This is a genomic window from Paenibacillus sp. sg306046, from assembly GCF_059821225.1.
The window spans coordinates 13,242-31,031 of record NZ_JCAMRT010000013.1; the positions used below are offsets into that span (position 1 = coordinate 13,242).

At 56.4% G+C, this 17,790-nt stretch carries 14 protein-coding genes; 10 read left to right on the forward strand and 4 right to left on the reverse strand.

Annotated features, from left to right (window positions below; all coding sequences use genetic code 11):
- Positions 1-155 precede the first annotated feature (155 nt).
- The 5 genes from AC6ROY_RS14510 (at position 156) to AC6ROY_RS14530 (ending at position 7,493) form a co-directional block, all read left to right on the forward strand.
- Positions 156-3,740 (forward strand): FG-GAP repeat domain-containing protein, encoded by a 3,585-nt coding sequence (locus AC6ROY_RS14510; RefSeq protein ID WP_500101271.1) that lies wholly within the window; start codon positions 156-158, stop codon positions 3,738-3,740.
- 57 nt (positions 3,741-3,797) lie between these two features.
- Positions 3,798-4,049 carry an acyl carrier protein gene (locus AC6ROY_RS14515; protein ID WP_500101272.1) on the forward strand — a complete coding sequence of 84 codons (252 nt, stop codon included), beginning with the start codon at positions 3,798-3,800 and terminating at the stop codon, positions 4,047-4,049.
- Positions 4,050-4,055: 6 nt separating this feature from the next.
- Positions 4,056-5,252 (forward strand): class-II aminoacyl-tRNA synthetase family protein, encoded by a 1,197-nt coding sequence (locus AC6ROY_RS14520; protein WP_500101273.1) that lies wholly within the window; start codon positions 4,056-4,058, stop codon positions 5,250-5,252.
- 10 nt (positions 5,253-5,262) lie between these two features.
- Positions 5,263-6,195, forward strand: coding sequence for a hypothetical protein (locus AC6ROY_RS14525; protein ID WP_500101274.1), 933 nt, complete (start codon positions 5,263-5,265; stop codon positions 6,193-6,195).
- 140 nt (positions 6,196-6,335) lie between these two features.
- The gene (locus AC6ROY_RS14530) at positions 6,336-7,493 is read left to right on the forward strand and encodes an MBOAT family O-acyltransferase (protein ID WP_500101275.1); all 1,158 of its coding nucleotides are present in this window, start codon (positions 6,336-6,338) and stop codon (positions 7,491-7,493) included.
- 101 nt (positions 7,494-7,594) lie between these two features.
- Here the strand turns inward: AC6ROY_RS14530 and AC6ROY_RS14535 are convergent, their stop codons facing one another.
- Positions 7,595-7,900, reverse strand: a complete 306-nt coding sequence (locus AC6ROY_RS14535) for a hypothetical protein (RefSeq protein WP_500101276.1) — start codon at positions 7,898-7,900, stop codon at positions 7,595-7,597.
- Between the two features lie 404 nt (positions 7,901-8,304).
- Between AC6ROY_RS14535 and AC6ROY_RS14540 the strand changes: the two genes are divergently transcribed.
- Positions 8,305-9,273 carry a sugar phosphate isomerase/epimerase family protein gene (locus tag AC6ROY_RS14540; RefSeq protein WP_500101277.1) on the forward strand — a complete coding sequence of 323 codons (969 nt, stop codon included), beginning with the start codon at positions 8,305-8,307 and terminating at the stop codon, positions 9,271-9,273.
- A 108-nt stretch (positions 9,274-9,381) separates the two neighbouring features.
- Here AC6ROY_RS14540 and AC6ROY_RS14545 read toward each other — a convergent pair whose 3' ends face one another.
- Positions 9,382-9,591, reverse strand: a complete 210-nt coding sequence (locus tag AC6ROY_RS14545; RefSeq protein ID WP_500101278.1) for a DUF2759 family protein — start codon at positions 9,589-9,591, stop codon at positions 9,382-9,384.
- A gap of 511 nt (positions 9,592-10,102) precedes the next feature.
- On the opposite strand from AC6ROY_RS14545, the gene AC6ROY_RS14550 reads away from it, so the two are divergent.
- Positions 10,103-10,381, forward strand: coding sequence for an ATP-binding protein (locus AC6ROY_RS14550; protein WP_500101279.1), 279 nt, complete (start codon positions 10,103-10,105; stop codon positions 10,379-10,381).
- A 95-nt stretch (positions 10,382-10,476) separates the two neighbouring features.
- On the opposite strand, the gene uvrA is transcribed toward AC6ROY_RS14550, so the two are convergent.
- Both uvrA and uvrB read right to left on the reverse strand, forming a co-directional pair.
- A complete protein-coding gene (gene uvrA, locus AC6ROY_RS14555; RefSeq protein WP_500101280.1) occupies positions 10,477-13,359 on the reverse strand; it encodes an excinuclease ABC subunit UvrA in 2,883 nt (960 codons plus the stop codon).
- Positions 13,360-13,381: 22 nt separating this feature from the next.
- Positions 13,382-15,388, reverse strand: a complete 2,007-nt coding sequence (uvrB, locus tag AC6ROY_RS14560) for an excinuclease ABC subunit UvrB (RefSeq protein ID WP_500101281.1) — start codon at positions 15,386-15,388, stop codon at positions 13,382-13,384.
- 244 nt (positions 15,389-15,632) lie between these two features.
- On the opposite strand from uvrB, the gene AC6ROY_RS14565 reads away from it, so the two are divergent.
- The 3 genes from AC6ROY_RS14565 to AC6ROY_RS14575 all read left to right on the forward strand — a co-directional run bounded on the left by AC6ROY_RS14565 (position 15,633) and on the right by AC6ROY_RS14575 (position 17,743).
- A complete protein-coding gene (locus tag AC6ROY_RS14565) occupies positions 15,633-16,427 on the forward strand; it encodes a flagellar motor protein (RefSeq protein ID WP_500101282.1) in 795 nt (264 codons plus the stop codon).
- Positions 16,411-17,178 (forward strand): flagellar motor protein MotB, encoded by a 768-nt coding sequence (locus AC6ROY_RS14570; RefSeq protein ID WP_500101283.1) that lies wholly within the window; start codon positions 16,411-16,413, stop codon positions 17,176-17,178. Before AC6ROY_RS14565 ends, AC6ROY_RS14570 begins: the two co-directional genes overlap by 17 nt.
- Positions 17,179-17,305: 127 nt before the next feature.
- Positions 17,306-17,743 carry a carboxymuconolactone decarboxylase family protein gene (locus tag AC6ROY_RS14575; RefSeq protein WP_500101284.1) on the forward strand — a complete coding sequence of 146 codons (438 nt, stop codon included), beginning with the start codon at positions 17,306-17,308 and terminating at the stop codon, positions 17,741-17,743.
- Positions 17,744-17,790 lie beyond the last annotated feature (47 nt).

Sequence of the window (17,790 nt, forward strand, 5' to 3'; positions counted from 1 at the left end):
CGCCGGCCCATTCGATTGCCCTGTCTAACGGCCTCCTCAAGTTAACAAAGACCGCTATCCGTGCTATAATGGCGAAGGACTGTCCATGGATTGACAACGTTCGGCGGATTTCGCTCCGCGGCTTGCGTTGCATCACGTTTAATGAGGGATTTGCTTTGATACGTACTCCTTTCCGCAAGGTCGTTGTAACCGCGCTCGGACTGCTGCCGCTTGCGGTTCTTCTGTTTGTTCTGTTCCCGGTCGAGAAGCGGCTGGAGGTTCGCATGCTGTACGCCTCGCAGGGAGCAAGCTTCGATCCCGCCGCCTACGGTCAGCTGAAGCAGTCGCTGCTGGCTGGATTGACGCTGGAACGGGGCGAGCTTGACAAGCTGTCGGCCCGCACGTTACATGGCTACGATACGATTTATTTGGACCCGTCCCTGCACGGCAAGCTGACGGATGACCAGCGGCTGCTGCTGGAGGCTTACGTTCGGCAGGGCGGACATTTGTTCCTTGAAAATGATTTTGCCGCCGACTTCGCCCCCGCCTTTCTCGGAGCGGCCGAGGTGGTCGATGTCCCGGCTCCGGCGAAAACGAAGCTGCCGACGGCGCCCGGCGCCACGCTGTGGGAATACCCCGGCGTGGACGCCGATGTGCTCGGTGTGCAGCAGGTGCTGCGGACGTTCGCGGATACGTTTTTCCGCCACGATACGCAAGCTAGCCTGAGCCGGTTTTCCTGGGGCAAGGGCATCCGGCCCTCGACGGCGCAGCCGCTCGTCACGATGGACGGCTTGACGCTGTACAGCGTCAACCGCGTCGGTGAGGGTACCGTGTTTCTCAGCGGCATGCTGCTGCCGAACCGGTATTTCGTGACCGGCTACGATTTGAAAAGCGGCATCGACCCGGCGCTTGGCTTCGAGCGGGTAGCCGCCGAGGACAACGCCGCGTTGAAGCCGTCGGTGGGCGCGTTGTATTTTGATCGGAATCAGCTGCAGACGGAGCCGTATTTCCACTTTACGTTCTCCTCCGGCAATGCGCTGCTCCGCACGGAATACGCCGCCTATGTGTCCCGGCTCAAGCTTGGCTACAGCGTCAAGAAGGTGCTCGGCCCATATGGGCGGCCTGCGATGGCGCATCAGAACCACTTCGAGGCGATGGAGGCGATCCGCGACGGAGAGGGCATCCAATGGGCGGAGCTGCTGCGCCGCTACCGGCAGGTGCCGTCCTTCTCGCTCGTCCGCTCCGCGTTTACGTGGGGACACTGGCAGGAATCGGTCGTCGTCCATCTGAACACTGGCACAAACGCCAAGCCCGCCTTCGCAGGCGAGACGCCCAATTCCTTCTATTCCAGCGGCACGCGGCTGCTCGCGGACGGACAGCCGATTCGGCTCGCGCCGTACCCGAGCTACCGCTCGCTCGGCGACGCCATTACGGAGCCGGTTCGGGCCGTCCCGGCGCTCGCCGACATCAACGGCGACGGGACGGTTGATCTCCTCGTCGGCTCCAGCGACGGCGCGCTGTATATGTACCCCGGCCTTGCAGCCGGGGACGCCAAGGGGGCCGCGGGCTACGCGGCCCAGCAGCTGCCAGCGGGGACGCCGCCCCCGCTGGCCTTCGGTCAGCGGACGGCCCTGCGCACCGCCGGGGGCGCGCCGCTGACCGCTGGTGCATCGTACGCCAGCGCAGCCGCGTACGATCTGAACGGCGACGGCCGGCCCGACCTGATCATCGGCCGGTCGGACGGCTCGCTGGCCGCCGCCTACGGGCAGCCCGGCGGCGTATTTACTTCGCCTGCCGCGCTGCTTGGCGGCGGGCAGCCGATTCGCGCCGCCGCTCCGGTGGCGGCGGCTGTCGGCGACGTCACCGGAGACGGCGTCCCCGACCTCGTGGTCGGGGACGGCACTGGCGCGGTGACGCTGTACCCCGGCGAGCGCGGCTCCGGCGGAGCGCTCGCTTGGGGCTCCGGGCAGCCGCTTGTCCGGCTGCCGTCCAGCTTTGCCGCCCCGTCCATCCGGGATATGGACGGGGATGGGCGCGCCGACCTCGTTGTCGGCGGCCTGGAGGGAGACCTGCGCGTGTACGTGCAGCAGGTCGATGCAGCGGGCCGCGTCACCTGGCGGGACGCGGGCGTGCTTGAAGGCGCCGGGCTGAACCAGCTCGGCAGCCGGGCGCTGGTCGGCGGGCATAACGCCGTCCCGCTCTGGCATGACCTGAACGGCGACGGCCGGGACGATCTGATCGTCGGGCAGCTGGAGTTCAGCAACCCGGTGCCGATCGACGATCCCGCCTTTCCTTACGCGGAGCAGCTTGCCGCCTTTATCGACTACACTAAAACAAATGGGCTGGAGCTGTACCCGCATCTGTTTTTCCATCAGTTTACGAGCGACGCCCAGGAGAAGCAGGAAATCGCTCTCCATCGGCAGGCGTTTGAAAAGCTCGGCATTCCGTGGAAGCATACGGGTACCAACCAGCACACCTGGCGCATCAATAACCCCGACCGGACGCAAACGCTGAACAATGAGCGGGCAGCGGACATCTGGTTTAATTTTGGCTTTAAGCCGTCCTTCATCAAGGCCGACCCGCGGCTTGGTGTGGAATACAACTGGGGAATGCCATTTCTGATGACCGATGCGGCCGGAGAACCGGACCTGAAGCAGCCGATGCTGCTGTCGACCCCGGCTCCGGTGCTGCGCACCGACTCGGCCTACTCGACGAAGGATTTGTTCGAGGCTTATGCCGCAAATGATTTGCCGATCAACTATTTCGAGCATATTGAATATCACTTTCCGCTGCGTGAGCGGGAGCTGCTGGAATTTGTCACGTATCTGGACGAGCTGCGCAATACGCACAGCTATAACTTTATGACCGAAACCCAGATGGCCCGGTCGGTCCTCAATGCGAAGACGACCGCGGTCAAGCTGTCCCGTCCCTGGACGGACGCGGTGACGCTGCGGGTGAAGCGGCTGCTCGGCCTGTCGGCCGACCCGCGCTTCAAGCTTACGCCGGACCCATCCGGCGTACCGGAGCAGGCAGCCGAGTACCGTGGAACACTCGGCCTGGTCGTGGAGCCGGGCAGCGCCTACAGCGGACGGCTGCCCGCCACCGACGCCGCGGTCCGCGACCTGCGCGGCGGCAAGCTGTACGTCGGCGCGGCGCAGGCCGAGACGGTGCATTTTGCGAAGCCTCCGGCTGGACAGGCTGAGGCGACAGGAGCAGCGTCGTTGACGCAGCAGACTGAGGTTGCGGCAGACGCGTCTGCCGCTGCAAGCCCGGCAGCTTCCTTGCCGAAGCTGCCCGCTAGCCGCACGGCTGCTGACACTGCAGCCACCGGCTCCGTACCAAACGCCGGGGCGTCTGCCGCCGCAGTCCCTTCGTCGCCGCCAGTCCCTTCGTCGCCGCCAGCCGCTTCCGGCGCCGCACAAGCGGCTGGCACGCCGCTCGCTGCCGCTGACGCCTCTGCAATCACCGCGGGCACGCCGCTCGCAACGGCAAACACGGCGGCAACTTCGCCAACGACCGCTGGCTCCGCCGACACGCTCCATATGCAGCGTGTGAACGTGCCGTATGCGCTGCAGACGGCAGACCGGCGCTGGCAGCTAAGCCTGCAGGCGGCCGGCATGCAGCAGGTCAGGCTGCACAGCCCGGAACCGCTGCAGATTGAAGGCCCGGAGCTGACCATCCAGCAGGAGCAGACGGCTGGCGGCTACAGCTACACCGTTACTCATTTCGGAGACCCCGTGCAGCTAACCATCGCCTGGTAACAGCTTGACCGGACACGCATCGCTGATGCCTAACTATCGACCAAGGAGGCTTTACCTATGCAGCAACTGCTTGACGAGTTGGAGACGCATATCCGCAGCCGTTACGATATCGACCAGGACGACGACGATTTTTCGACAGATGTCCATTTGTTCGATTACGGTTTTATTGATTCGATGGGCGCCACGGCGCTGATTGCGCATATTGAGCAAACGTACGGCATTCAGGTAACGCCGCAGGATTTGATGCTGCACCCGATGAACACGGTGCGGGAAATCGCCGCATTTATTCACTCTAAGAAGGCGAGGTAACGCAACGTGGAATGCATCGTATCGCTCGCAGGACTGGCGGCCAGCCAGCATGGACAATTAAAGTACGCCGCGTCGTTTATCGACGAGACGATTCAGGATATTCAGCTTGATGCGGACTCGATCCGGATCGTGCATCAATCGCCCAAGGGCAACGAAGCCATCGAGGAACGCGTGCGCAAGCTGATCGAGCGGTTTTCCCAAGGCGACTTCGGCTTTAAGGAAAACATTCTGTTCGAGCATCGCACGGCTACGCCATATGAAGGCGACATTATTGCCGAGCTGGCGGATAAAAAGATCATCAAGGTGCTGGAGCCGGGGCTGTTTATTTTCCGCGAGCCGTTCTCCAGCCTGATGCGGTTCTTCGACTACAGCTTTGTAACGAAGGTGGCCAACCGGTTCGAGGGGCTGACAACGGAAGAATACCCGGCGGTCATTCATGCGGAAACGCTGAATAAAACGAATCATTTTACTTCGTTCCCCGAGCATATTCATTTCCTGAGCCATCTGCGCGAGGATCTGGACATTATCGAGGCGTTTTCCCAGTCGATCCGCGATACCGGGGGCTGGAAAAACGAAACGCCGCTGGATTTGAACGCCAATATGCCGAAGCCCAAGTTCACGATGAACCCTTCGACCTGTTACCATTGCTACGAGGGTCTGCAGAACGAAACGCTGGAAGGCGAAGGCCGGATCGTAACCGCGATTTCCAAGTGCCACCGCTTCGAATCGCGCAACCATTCCGACTTTGGCCGGCTGCTTGATTTCAGCATGCGGGAGATCATCTTCGTCGGCAAGCCTGACTTTGTCAAGGAAAACCGGCTGCGTGCGATCGAATACTTGAAAGAGCTAGCCGTGGAATGGAACGTGGACAGCATCCTGGAGGTTGCCAATGATCCTTTTTTCACCAACGATTTCCAGGTAAAAGCTTCGTTCCAGCGCAATCAGGAGATGAAGTATGAACTGCGGCTGACGATTCCGCATATCGGAAAGTCGATTGCGTGCAGCTCGGTCAACTTCCACAGTAATACGTTCGGCAATGCTTTCAATATTTCCATGGGCAAACGTGCGGCCGTTACCGGCTGCGTCGGCTTCGGCATCGAGCGTTGGACATTCGCCTTCCTCGCTCAGTATGGACTGGATGAAACGAACTGGCCGGCCGCCTTCCGCGAGCAATTTGCGGCCTGGCAGCGGCTGGCAGTCTAGAGACGACGGCATGATGCACAAAACAACCCTTTTTCTGCGCAAAAACAGCTTCGTGCTGCTGCTGCTCGCCGCTTTCGTGGCCTCGGATGTCCTGCTCTCGCTGCGGGACCCGATGGACACGTCGCGGCGTTTTTACAAAAACGACTTCACCAAAACGATCTATCACCACAACGGGCAGACGAGCGGACCGGTATTTTACGGCAACTCGGCTGTCACCGGCGCCTATATCGAACCGGACTCCACATCGAAGCTGATTGAGATGGGACTGTCCTATGGGAAGCTGACCGATCTCAAGGCGATTTTGGAGCAGGGCCGCTTCCACGTGGAGGGGCAGCTCGTCGTCGGGATCGACGTCCATACGATGCTCGACTTTATGGAAACCGATCCGACGTATCCGTGGTTCAAGCCATGGTACGAGCCGTATGTGTATGCATACCGCGACTACTTCCGAGATTCGGGCACGGAGGCCGCCAAGCAGCTCTACCGGGGACTCGTCCAGCTTGACCCTGCGGAGGTTTTGCGTTACGAGCCGCGCTGGATTGATAAAATGCTGTATTTCGGCCATATGGAGCCGGAGAAGATGAAGGAAAAAGAGCTGGATTACGACCGCGAGTACGGATGGGCGACCCCTGCCGAGTATAAGGACAACCTGGCCGCTCTCGACTGGATTATCCGGTATGCCGAATCCCAGCGTCTGCCGCTGCGGGTCGTATGGATGCCGTGGAATCGCAGCTACGAGCTGCCGCGTTATATGCCGGAGCTGAAGCGGACTGTCGACGCGAGACTGCAGGCTGCAGGAGTGCCTTCGCTTGATCTGCTGCAAACGTATGATCCGGCGTATTTCCATGATCTCGTCCATCTGAGCCGCCAGGAAGGCGCTCCCGTGTTTACGAAGGAGGTGGACGCATGGCTCGCCTCGCTCGCCGCATCGTCGAAGTCGTGATTTATTTGATCATGCTCATCCTTGTGCTCGTGTACTTTACCGGGAAAGGGCTGTTTATTTACGAAGGATTTTAGTTCTGGGCGCCGTATAGGCTGCTCAGAAGGGGACGCCTACGCTGCGCGCTTGGAGGATAACCGACCATGTGGTATTTAAATATGAACGCCGTGCTGGCGATGATCGGCATGGTGCTGGTGCTTGCACTGAGCCGCCGCCTGCCGGGCAACAAGCGCTATTTGCTGCTGGCGTTCAATCTGTGCTTTTTGCTCGTCTTCAGCCAGAAGCTGTTTGTCTTTTATTTAGCTTATACGGCGCTCAACTATATGGCCTTTATCGGGCTAGGCCGCATACAGAAGCTGCGCAAAACCGCTTTTATCGGGCTGGTCGCAGCTAACGTTGCGGCCGTCTGTTCGCTGCGGCTGTTCGGGATGGAGCTGTTCACGCACCCGCTGTTTGACGTCGTTATAACACTCGGGCTGATTTATAACGTGCTAAAGGTCATTGACGCGTTGTATTTCGCCTACTTTATCGGCCGTGACTCCCGCGCCAGCATGCTGGACTATTTCAACTATATTTTGTTTATCCCGACGTTCACCTCCGGTCCGATTCTCAAATTCCGCGATTTCATGGCCGATACGAAGCAGCCTTACCAGGTCGATGCGGCTCAGACGGAGCAGTACGTCAAACGGATCATTCTCGGCATGTTCAAAAAAATCGTGCTTGTTACCTGGATGACGGATGTGTTCAGTCGCGTCTCCGGCGCCGAGCAGCTGCAGGTTCACGAATCGCTATTTCTGATGGTCTGGTTTTATGCGTTGATTTTCTTTGATTTCTCCGGATATTCCGATATCGCCGTCGGCTTTGGCCGTCTGATGGGCTACAATGTGCCGGAAAACTTCAAGAAACCGTTCCAGTCGCCTACCCTCACCCAATATTGGCGCAATTGGCATGCGACGCTGGGCGATTGGTTCCGCGATCATATCTTTATGTTCGTCTCTCGGCAGACGCCGACGAAATGGACCGCTGCCGGCTTGTCCATGCTCGTCATGGTGCTGATCGGCCTATGGCATGGCTTCAGCTGGCTGTATGTGCTCTGGGGCGTCTATCATGGCTTACTGCTTGCTCTGGAAAACTTCTTCGGGCTGACAACCGTCAACAAGCGGAAGGTGTCCAAACGGTACTTTTATGCCCGCTGCGCTCTAACGCAGCTGTTTGTTACGGCAGCCGTGATCGTTTACAGCGGTGACAGCGCTACGGTGTTAAAAATATACAACGGTCTGACCCACTGGACGTGGTCATGAAAGGCAACAAAAGCAGCGTTTTCGGCTGACGGACTAACCTCCGTTCCCCGAAGCGCTGCTTTTTTCGCAAGACCCGCTTTTTGTTTAGTTCATCCTAGAGGTTAGCTTGCATCTGACTGCCTAAGCGGCTTCTCCACAGCTCCTGTCGGCAGAGATGCCGGTTGGATGCCGTACAGCGCCGATTGCAGCTGATTGCCGGTGGAGGACAGCGACAGCTCGCCAAATGGCTGATAGACGTTGTTGCTGTCCTTTTTGTGAATGTGAATGCTGCCCGATTTGGAATTGATGTTCATTGTCATCTGACCAGGCAGCTCGACCAGGCAATTAAACTTTCTGAAGTTGTTGGGGAAGCGCAGCCATGTACCTGCAACCGTTTCTACGAGCTGAGTATCTTTTATTCTTACCACACAATCCGCCCTCTCTTATCAAAGGTTAGTTGCCTGCTTCCTCGGAAGGTAGTTCCCATTATAAGTGAAGTGCTTTACAAAGAAACGGGAATACTGTCGAGCACGTTTGTCGAAACCAAACTTTGTCACAGGACCGTCACGAAGCCCTGCAGGACCCGACCCGGCAAGTTTTCCTTACTTAGCTTTTGCTCCAGAAGCACATCCTATCCGAGGCAAATGGAATTCCGGCCGCTTGGCCAGCTGCCAACCGTTCGCACGGTTCTGCGCGGGCGGCACTACGGCTGCCGAAACAACGGATGTCGCAAATCCGTACTTGGATAACCTGGCGGAGAAATGCTATAATTTGCTTTAGATCCATGCATTGTACACGCGTTCATTTTGAAATTATCCGGAGGTGCCTGTTCATGAAGTTAGGGGTTTTCGCAGTTTTGTTCCAACAGAAGCCATTGGAAGAAGCACTTGACATTATCGCCGCTCATGGTCTGGAAGCTGTAGAAATTGGAACCGGCGGATATCCGGGCAATTCCCACTGTAACCCGGCTGAGCTGCTGGCAGACGACGCAAAGCTCAAAGCCTTCAAGCAAGCCGTAGACTCACGCGGACTGACCATCAGCGCCCTGAGCGTTCACGGCAACCCGCTTCACCCGCAGAAGGCCATCGCCAAGGAATTCCACGATGCGATCATTCAAACGGTCGATCTCGCACAACGGCTGGAAGTTGCGGTCGTCAATACGTTCTCAGGCTGCCCCGGCGATTCCGACGATGCGAAATATCCGAACTGGCCGGTTGCTCCATGGCCGCCGGATTTCAAAGAAATTCTCGATTGGCAGTGGGCCAACAAAGTCATCCCGTATTGGACGGAAACGGGTAAGTATGCAGCAGACCGCAACGTGAAGTTTGGTCTGGAGCTGCATGGCGGATTCTCGGTGCATACACCGGCCACACTGCTGAGACTGCGCGAAGCGGCTGGCGAAGTGATCGGCGCGAACCTCGACCCGAGCCATATGTGGTGGCAAGGCATCGACCCTGTGCAAGCGATTCACATTCTTGGCCGCGCGGGCGCCATCCATCACTTCCATGCCAAGGACACGACGATTGACCCGGTTAACGTACATCGCCATGGCTTAACCGACATGCAGCCGTACACCAACATGCTGGACCGTGCTTGGCAGTTCCGTACCGTAGGCTTCGGACATGATCTGAAAACATGGGCTGATATTATCAGCGCCCTTCGTCTCGTCGGCTATGATGATGTGGTCAGCATCGAGCATGAAGACGGCCTGATGTCCATTGAAGAAGGCTTCGCCAAAGCCGTGCAAAACCTCCAGCAAGTGCTGATCAAGCAGCCGCTCGGCCAAATGTGGTGGGTGTAAGCTGTCCACAAAACGCTGTGAAACACAAAAAAGGTGTCTCCCCGTTGGAGACACCTTTTTTGGTTTCGTGCGCTTATTATTTGAACAGGAAATGATGACGATAGCTTGTTAGCTCATCCATCCCTGAATCATAACAACGTTCATCGTCACGAAAACAGCTAACGATACGATCCCAAAGCCGATCGCAAACAAATTTTTCTTCGGTGCCATCACTTGGCGCACAACCCCGATTAAAATCACGATCGTAAACAGGACGACAAAAATGTCAAAACCGTTAAAATTACTGGCAGAGCTAGCTGCCGCTTCAGCCAAAAACATGGAGGGACCTCCTTCTCTATGCAGAAATATCTTATCCTAATCTTAGCCTGACTGGCTGCGAAGTGCAAGACATTTGTCAAACTGGCTTTTTACAGAGCGAGCATTCCTTTAAAGTGTAACAAGATTGTCAACTTTTTATTCAGTGTACAGTTAAATAATGTAAAATATACAGGATATACGAAAGAGATTTCGTTTTGATTAAAGCCTTTTCCTATAATGTCTATCTTTTCTCCCCGGAAAAAAGCCTGCCAAAGAAATTTGGAACAATAATTAGGATCCATGATGTCTAATTTGTTGAGACTGACCCTCTATGTTTTAGCATATTGATAATTAGCTTGTGCCCATCTACCAGCATTTGCTCCATAGCCGCTATTATGTCTATGTACTTTTATAGTTTCACCTTTCCCATGTCTTTTCATATAAGTATCGAGCGTGTCACCAATTCCACCACCATCAGCATCAGCCGCAGGAGTAACATGATAAATCTTATATCGGCAAGGAAGGCAGCGCGGTGCGGATTCGAGTGGAGAGGCAGGACACACAGCTCCGCGTCTCCGTCTCCAATGAAGGGGCCACGATTCCGGACAGCCAGCTTCCGCTGATCCGGGACCGGTTCTACCGAGGGGAAGATTCACGCAGCCGCAAGGCTGGCGGCACAGGACTCGGGCTGTCCATCGTCAAGGAAATCATTCAGCTGCATCACCAGACGTACGGAGCGGAAAATATCCCAAACGGAGTAAGAGCCTATTTTACGATTGCGGCGGTGGAAGGGGTAACGCCTGAGTCATAGTAAGTGCGCTGGAGACGTGCTAAAAACCTCCGCTATATCAATATCCTGCAGGATGCTGATACAGCGGAGGTTTTTTTCCTTCATCTAATGCCTACTTACACCGGCGTATCCGCCAGCTCCTTCAACCGTTTGTAATAATCCTCTGAACGCTCGCGATCACGCTCCAGAATTGGCTTCAAATATTTCCCCGTGTAGGAGCCCTCGACCTTAACGACCTCCTCCGGCGTGCCGGTCGCAACGATCGTACCGCCGCGTGTACCGCCTTCAGGTCCGAGGTCGATCAACTGGTCTGCGGTTTTAATCACATCAAGATTGTGCTCGATGACGAGAACGGAGTCGCCATTTTCCACCAAGCGGTGAAGCACCTTGAGCAGCCGGTCGATATCGTCGATATGCAGGCCAGTCGTTGGCTCGTCCAAAATATAAATCGTCTTGCCCGTGCTGCGCCGGTACAGCTCGGCCGCCAGCTTCACGCGCTGGGCTTCACCGCCGGACAACGTCGTGGCAGGCTGCCCCAGCTTCATGTAACCAAGCCCAACATCCAGAATCGTTTGCAGCTTGCGATGAATTCGCGGCACGTTTTTGAAAAACTCGCACGAATCCTCAATCGTCATTTCAAGCAAGTCGGCAATGCTTTTGCCCTTATATTTGATTTCCAGCGTCTCGCGATTATACCGTTTGCCTTTGCAAATTTCGCAGGGCACATAGACGTCCGGCAGGAAATGCATCTCGATTTTGATAATGCCGTCGCCGCGGCAAGCTTCACAGCGCCCGCCCTTGACGTTGAAGCTGAACCGGCCCTTTTTGTAGCCGCGAACCTTCGCTTCATTCGTCGTCGCATACAGGTCACGGATATCGTCAAATACGCCCGTATACGTTGCCGGATTGGAGCGCGGTGTCCGGCCAATTGGCGACTGGTCGATGTCGATCACCTTGTCGACATGCTCCAGCCCTTTAAACTCTTTGTACTCGCCGGGCTTCACCTTGGCCCCGTTTAATTCCTTAGCTAACGTCTTGTACAAAATTTCGTTAATGAGCGTACTTTTACCGGAACCGGACACGCCGGTTACGCAACTGAACACACCGAGCGGAATCTTCACGTTGACGCCGCGCAAATTGTTTTCTTTCGCCCCGCGAATTTCCAGCCATTTGCCGTTTGGCTTGCGCCGCTCGGCCGGCACGGGAATAAATCTCCGTCCGCTCAAATATTGGCCGGTCAGCGACTGGGCATCCTCCATAATTTCCTGCGGCGTTCCTTGCGCGACCACTTGACCGCCATGAATGCCTGCGCCCGGTCCGATATCAATAATGTAATCGGCAGCCAGCATCGTATCCTCGTCATGCTCGACCACGATCAACGTATTGCCCAAATCGCGCATATGCACCAGCGTCTGAATAAGCCGGTCGTTGTCACGCTGATGGAGTCCGATGCTCGGCTCATCGAGAATATACAACACACCCATCAGACTGGAGCCAATCTGTGTCGCAAGCCGAATACGCTGCGCTTCGCCGCCGGACAATGTGCCCGCCGCCCGGTGCATCGACAAGTAATCAAGGCCGACGTTCACAAGGAAGCCGAGTCGCGCCTTGATTTCTTTCAAAATCAAATGAGCGATTTGCAGCTCGCGCTCCGACAAGCTTAGCGAATCAAACCAGTCATGCGCCTCCCCGATGGACAAGGCGGTGACATGGGCGATATTGCGCTCGTTGATCGTAACCGCCAGCGACTCCGGCTTCAGGCGATGCCCTTTGCATTTCCCGCAAGGCTTAGCGCTCATATATTGCTCGATATGCTCGCGAATCCCCTCGGAGAACGTGTCGCGGTAGCGGCGCTCCAGGTTATGCACGATGCCCTCGAAAGCAACCATTGCTTCCTTTTTATGACCAAAGTCGTTTTCATACTTAAATTTGACTTTCTCGCCGCCTGTACCGTTCAGCAGCTTGCTCATCTGCTCCTTGGTCAGCTCCTGCACCGGCACATCCCGCGGGATTCCGTAATGCTCGCAGACAGCGGCAAGAAATTGCGGATAATAATTGGAGGTGCTGCCCGCCCATGCCTCGAAAGCTCCGTTTTCAATCGCCAGCTTAGGATCAGGCACAAGCAGCTCCGGGTCCACAATCATCTTCTGGCCGAGACCGTCACATTCCGGACAGGCGCCAAACGGGCTGTTGAACGAAAACATCCGGGGAGCCAGCTCTTCAATGCTGAAGCCGCATTCCGGGCAGGCGAGGTTTTGGCTGAACAGCAGCTCCTCCTGCTCCACCACATCCACGATGACCCGGCCTTCGGCCAGCTTGAGCGCCGTTTCCAGCGAGTCGGCCAGACGCGTCTGAACGTCCTCCTTCACGACGATCCGGTCAACGACAACCTCGATCGTATGTTTTTTGTTTTTCTCCAGCTCAATCGTTTCCGAAAGGTCGCGGATTTCGCCGTTCACCCGGACGCGCACAAAGCCCTGCTTTTGAATATCAGCCAGCAGCTTCGTATGCTCCCCTTTACGGCCGGAGATAAGCGGAGCCAAAATTTGCAGCTTCGTCCGCTCCGGGTATTCCATAATCCGGTCCACCATCTGCTCAACCGTCTGCGAAGTAATTTCGATACCATGCGTAGGGCAATGCGGACGTCCGACCCGTGCGAACAGCAGCCGCAAATAGTCGTAAATTTCCGTAACCGTTCCGACCGTCGAACGCGGGTTGCGGCTGGTCGTTTTCTGGTCGATGGAAATGGCGGGCGACAGCCCTTCGATCGAATCGACATCCGGCTTATCCATCTGGCCCAAAAACTGCCGGGCGTAAGCCGATAATGATTCAACATAGCGGCGCTGACCTTCCGCATAAATCGTATCAAACGCCAAGGACGATTTGCCGGAGCCGCTAAGCCCCGTCAGCACGACAAATTTATCACGGGGAATCGTCACGTCAATGTTTTTGAGATTGTGGGCTCTCGCGCCCTTGATCACAATATTGTCTCTAGCCACGCGCAGGTTCCTACCTTTCTCTTTACAGCTCGGCCTTCATCTCCAGCACGGCGTCGCGCAGCTCGGCGGCCCGCTCAAACTGCAGATTTTTGGCGGCTTCCTTCATTTCCTGCTCCAACCGCTCGATCAGAGCCAGTCGATCCTTCTTCGACATCTTGGCCTGCTTCACATCGGTGAGATAATCGGCCTTCTGCTCTGCAACCTTGGTCGCTTCAATTACGTCGCGAACCTTCTTCTGGATCGTCTGCGGCGTAATGCCGTGCTGCTCATTGTAGGCCGTCTGAATCGTACGGCGACGCGCCGTCTCCGTGATCGCCTTATTCATGGAATCGGTAATTTTATCCCCGTACATGATAACCCGGCCGTTCGCATTCCGCGCGGCGCGGCCGATGGTCTGAATCAGCGAGCGCTCCGCGCGCAGAAAGCCTTCCTTGTCGGCATCCAGAATCGCTACAAGTGAAACCTCCGGCAAATCCAGTCCTTCCCGCAGCAAATTAATGCCGACAAGCACATGAAACACGCCAAGCCGGAGATCGCGCAAAATTTGCATCCGCTCCAGCGTCTTGATCTCGGAGTGAAGATACCGCACCTTGATCCCGATTTCCTTGAAATAATCCGTTAAATCCTCCGACATTTTCTTGGTCAGCGTCGTCACGAGCACACGCTCATCCTTCTGGATGCGGTCCTGAATTTCACCGAGCAAATCGTCGATTTGCCCCTTGGTCGGACGCACCTCGATTAACGGATCGACGAGGCCTGTCGGCCGGATGATCTGCTGCACCATCTCCGGACAATGCTCCAGCTCGTAAGGCCCCGGCGTCGCGGAAATATACAAAAGCTGATTCACTTTCCCTTCGAATTCCTCGAAGCGCAGCGGACGGTTATCCATGGCCGAAGGCAGCCGGAAGCCGTGATCAACCAGAACTTCCTTCCGCGCCCGGTCGCCGTTGTACATCGCCCGCACCTGCGGCAGCGTGACATGCGACTCGTCGATGACAACCAGCATGTCGTCCGGGAAATAGTCGAACAGCGTGTACGGCGTCGCTCCGCGCTCGCGGAACGTCAGCGGACCGGAATAATTCTCAATGCCGGAGCAAAAGCCCATTTCCTGCATCATCTCGATATCATAACGCGTACGCTGCTCCAGCCGCTGCGCCTCCAGCAGCTTTCCCTGCTCGCGCAGCACAGTCAGCCGCTCCTCCAGCTCGCGCTCGATGTTGACAAGCGCCACCTTCATCGTCTCCTCCTGGGTGACGAAGTGAGAAGCCGGAAAAATCGCGATATGGTCGCGCTCGCCAATAATTTCACCGGTCAGCACGTTAATTTCCGTGATCCGCTCAATTTCATCGCCAAACAGCTCGACGCGAATCGCATGCTCCGAATGCGAGGCCGGAAAAATTTCGACGACATCGCCCCGTACGCGGAACGTGCCGCGAATAAAGTTCAGATCGTTGCGCTGGTACTGGATGTCGATCAACCGATGCAGAATATCGTTGCGGGAGCGCTCCATCCCGACGCGCAGCGACATGACGAGGCTCCGGTATTCCATCGGAGAGCCGAGACCGTAAATACAAGAAACGCTCGCGACAATAATGACATCGCGCCGCTCAAACAAGGAGCTGGTCGCCGAGTGGCGCAGCTTGTCGATCTCGTCATTGATGCTGGAATCCTTCTCGATAAACGTATCCGATGAAGGAATATAAGCCTCCGGCTGGTAGTAATCGTAATAGCTAACGAAATATTCCACCGCATTGTGTGGAAAAAACTCCTTCAGCTCGCTGCACAGCTGGGCGGCCAAGGTTTTGTTGTGTGCGATCAGCAGCGTCGGCCTGTTCAACTGGGCGATCACCTGAGCGGCCGTGAACGTTTTGCCGGTGCCTGTCGCGCCCAGCAGCGTCTGGTGGCGCTGCCCGGACCGAATGCTTGTCAGCAGCTGCTCAATCGCAGCAGGCTGGTCGCCCTGCGGCCGGAAATCGGACACAAGCTGAAACTTCCTGTCGCTCACAAAGACTTCATTACCTTCGTTCATCTTATCACCCGTTCATGAAAAGAGTTTCATTCTCTAAACTTTGTACGGCAAAGTTCCGATTAAACAAGTAGGCATCTATGCAAATCTGATCATCTATGTTCGCATTATTGTAGCTGTATAGGAATATTTGTTCCCATACATTATACCTGTTTTCCAAACGTGTTGCAATCGGTTATCGCTGCCTGTCGGCGGACCGGGCAAAGGCAGCTCGTCCTATTTTTAATGAAGCCAGAGGTGGAGCAACGTGGATATTACCACATTAATCGGACTGCTTATCGGTCTGGCCGCGCTGATCGGCGGCTACTTATGGGATGGAGGTCATCTTGACGCTTTGTTCGTGCCAAGCGCCATGCTGATCGTCTTCGGCGGTACGATCGGGGCCGTCGTTGTCAGCTTTCCGCGCGCGCAGCTGCGCCAGTTCGGACAAGCGCTGTCGATGGCCTTCCGCGAGCATCGGCATGATCCGCGCCAGTCGATCGAAGAGCTGGTCGAGATGGCGACTATCGCCCGGCGCGAAGGCGTGCTCGCTTTGGAAACGCCGGCCCAGCAGCATAGCAATCCGTTTCTGCGGGAAGGACTGACCATGGTCGTGGACGGCACCGATCCGGAGCTGACGCGGCAAATTTTGGAGCTGGAAATAGATTCACTGGAGCGCCGTCATGAAGGCTGGGCCAAAATGTTCGAAACCGCCGGCGGCTTCGCGCCGACGATGGGTATTATCGGTACCGTTATGGGACTGATTCACGTACTGGGCAATTTGTCCGATCCGGGCAATCTCGGCCCGGCCATTGCGGTTGCCTTCGCAGCTACCCTGTACGGCGTTGCGTCAGCGAATGTCATCTACTTGCCGATCGCAAGCAAAATCAAGCTGCGCAGCCAGCTGCAGGTAGCGGAGATGGAGCTGCAGCTGGAAGGCATGCTGGCGCTCCAGGCCGGGGAAAATCCGCAGTTGATCAAGAAGAAGCTGTACTCGTTCATTCAGGAGCGCGAGGAACGTACAGCCGAGAGCGCAGGTGGAGCCCGTGGCGAGGAGAAGTAGACGCAGGCAGCGGAGCGCGCCGGAAAACCACGAACGTTGGCTGATTACGTATTCCGATCTGATTACGCTGCTGCTGATTTTTTTCATTATCATGTACGCGATGAGCAAGATTGACGTGCAGAAGTACGAGGTGCTGGCCCAATCGCTCAAGTTCGAATTTACGAAGGCGGATTCGATTCTGCAGCAAGGGGAAGGACTTACAGGCTCCCTGCATCCGCCAAACCCGCCGCCCGACAAGGACCAGTTGACGGAAGCGGAAGCGCTCAAGCAAAAGGAAGCGGAGCTCCAGCAGCTGAAGGAGAAACAGCTGGAGGACCTGCTGCAGAAGGTGCAGGCTTATATCCAGACCAATAACCTGCAAGCGCAAGTATCGGCTGCCGATACGAGTCGCGGCGTAGCCGTCACTTTAAACGATCTGTTTCTGTTTGACCTCGGCAAAGCCGATCTGAAGCCCGAAGCCACGCCAATCCTGACACAGCTCGCCAGTTTGTTCCAGCAGCTGAGTTCCACAGTCAGCATTGAAGGCCATACCGACAATTTGCCGTTATCGACGGGGTCGGTCTACAGGGACAACTGGGGACTGTCGCAGGCCCGTTCCTTGTCCGTGCTTCGTTACTTTATTTATGACGCGCAGCTGGACGCCAAAAAGTTCGTCTCGACTTCGTACGCGGACACCCGGCCAGTCGTGGAAAATACGAGCGAGGAAAATCGGGCCAAAAATCGCCGCGTTGAAATTGTGGTGCTGCGTTAGCTCCATATAAAGTCACCGATCACCGGCTGCCACACTGTCACAAATCGCCGGGCTGCCTTGTCTAAGAAGAGAAGCCTGACAGCGGCATCGCTAACAGGCCATCTCAACCTGGCAAGGAGCGATTCACATGACACAACGTTTGGCAATCAGCGAAGAAAACCCGGCCGCTTACAAGGCTATGCTGGGCTTGGAAAAATTTCTCGGCGACTCCAGCTTGAGCAGTTCCCTGAAAGAGCTGGTTAAAATCCGCGCCTCGCAAATCAACGGCTGCGCCTTCTGCATCAATATGCATACCAAGGACGCACGCGCCCTTGGCGAAACCGAGCAGCGCATTTATGCGCTTAGCGCCTGGCGGGATACGACCTACTTCAAGCCTGCAGAGCGGGCGGCGCTGGCGCTGACAGAAGCCGTCACGCTCATCACGAAGGAGCATGTGCCTGATGCGGTGTACGAAGAGGCGGCGCAATATTTCGATAAGCGGGAAATGAGCGAGCTGATTATGGCCATCGTCACCATCAACAGCTGGAACCGGATCGCGATCAGCACCGGTATGATGCCGGAGTAACACGATTCGGTCCACGTAAAAAAGACGCTTTCCCATTCCGGATTATG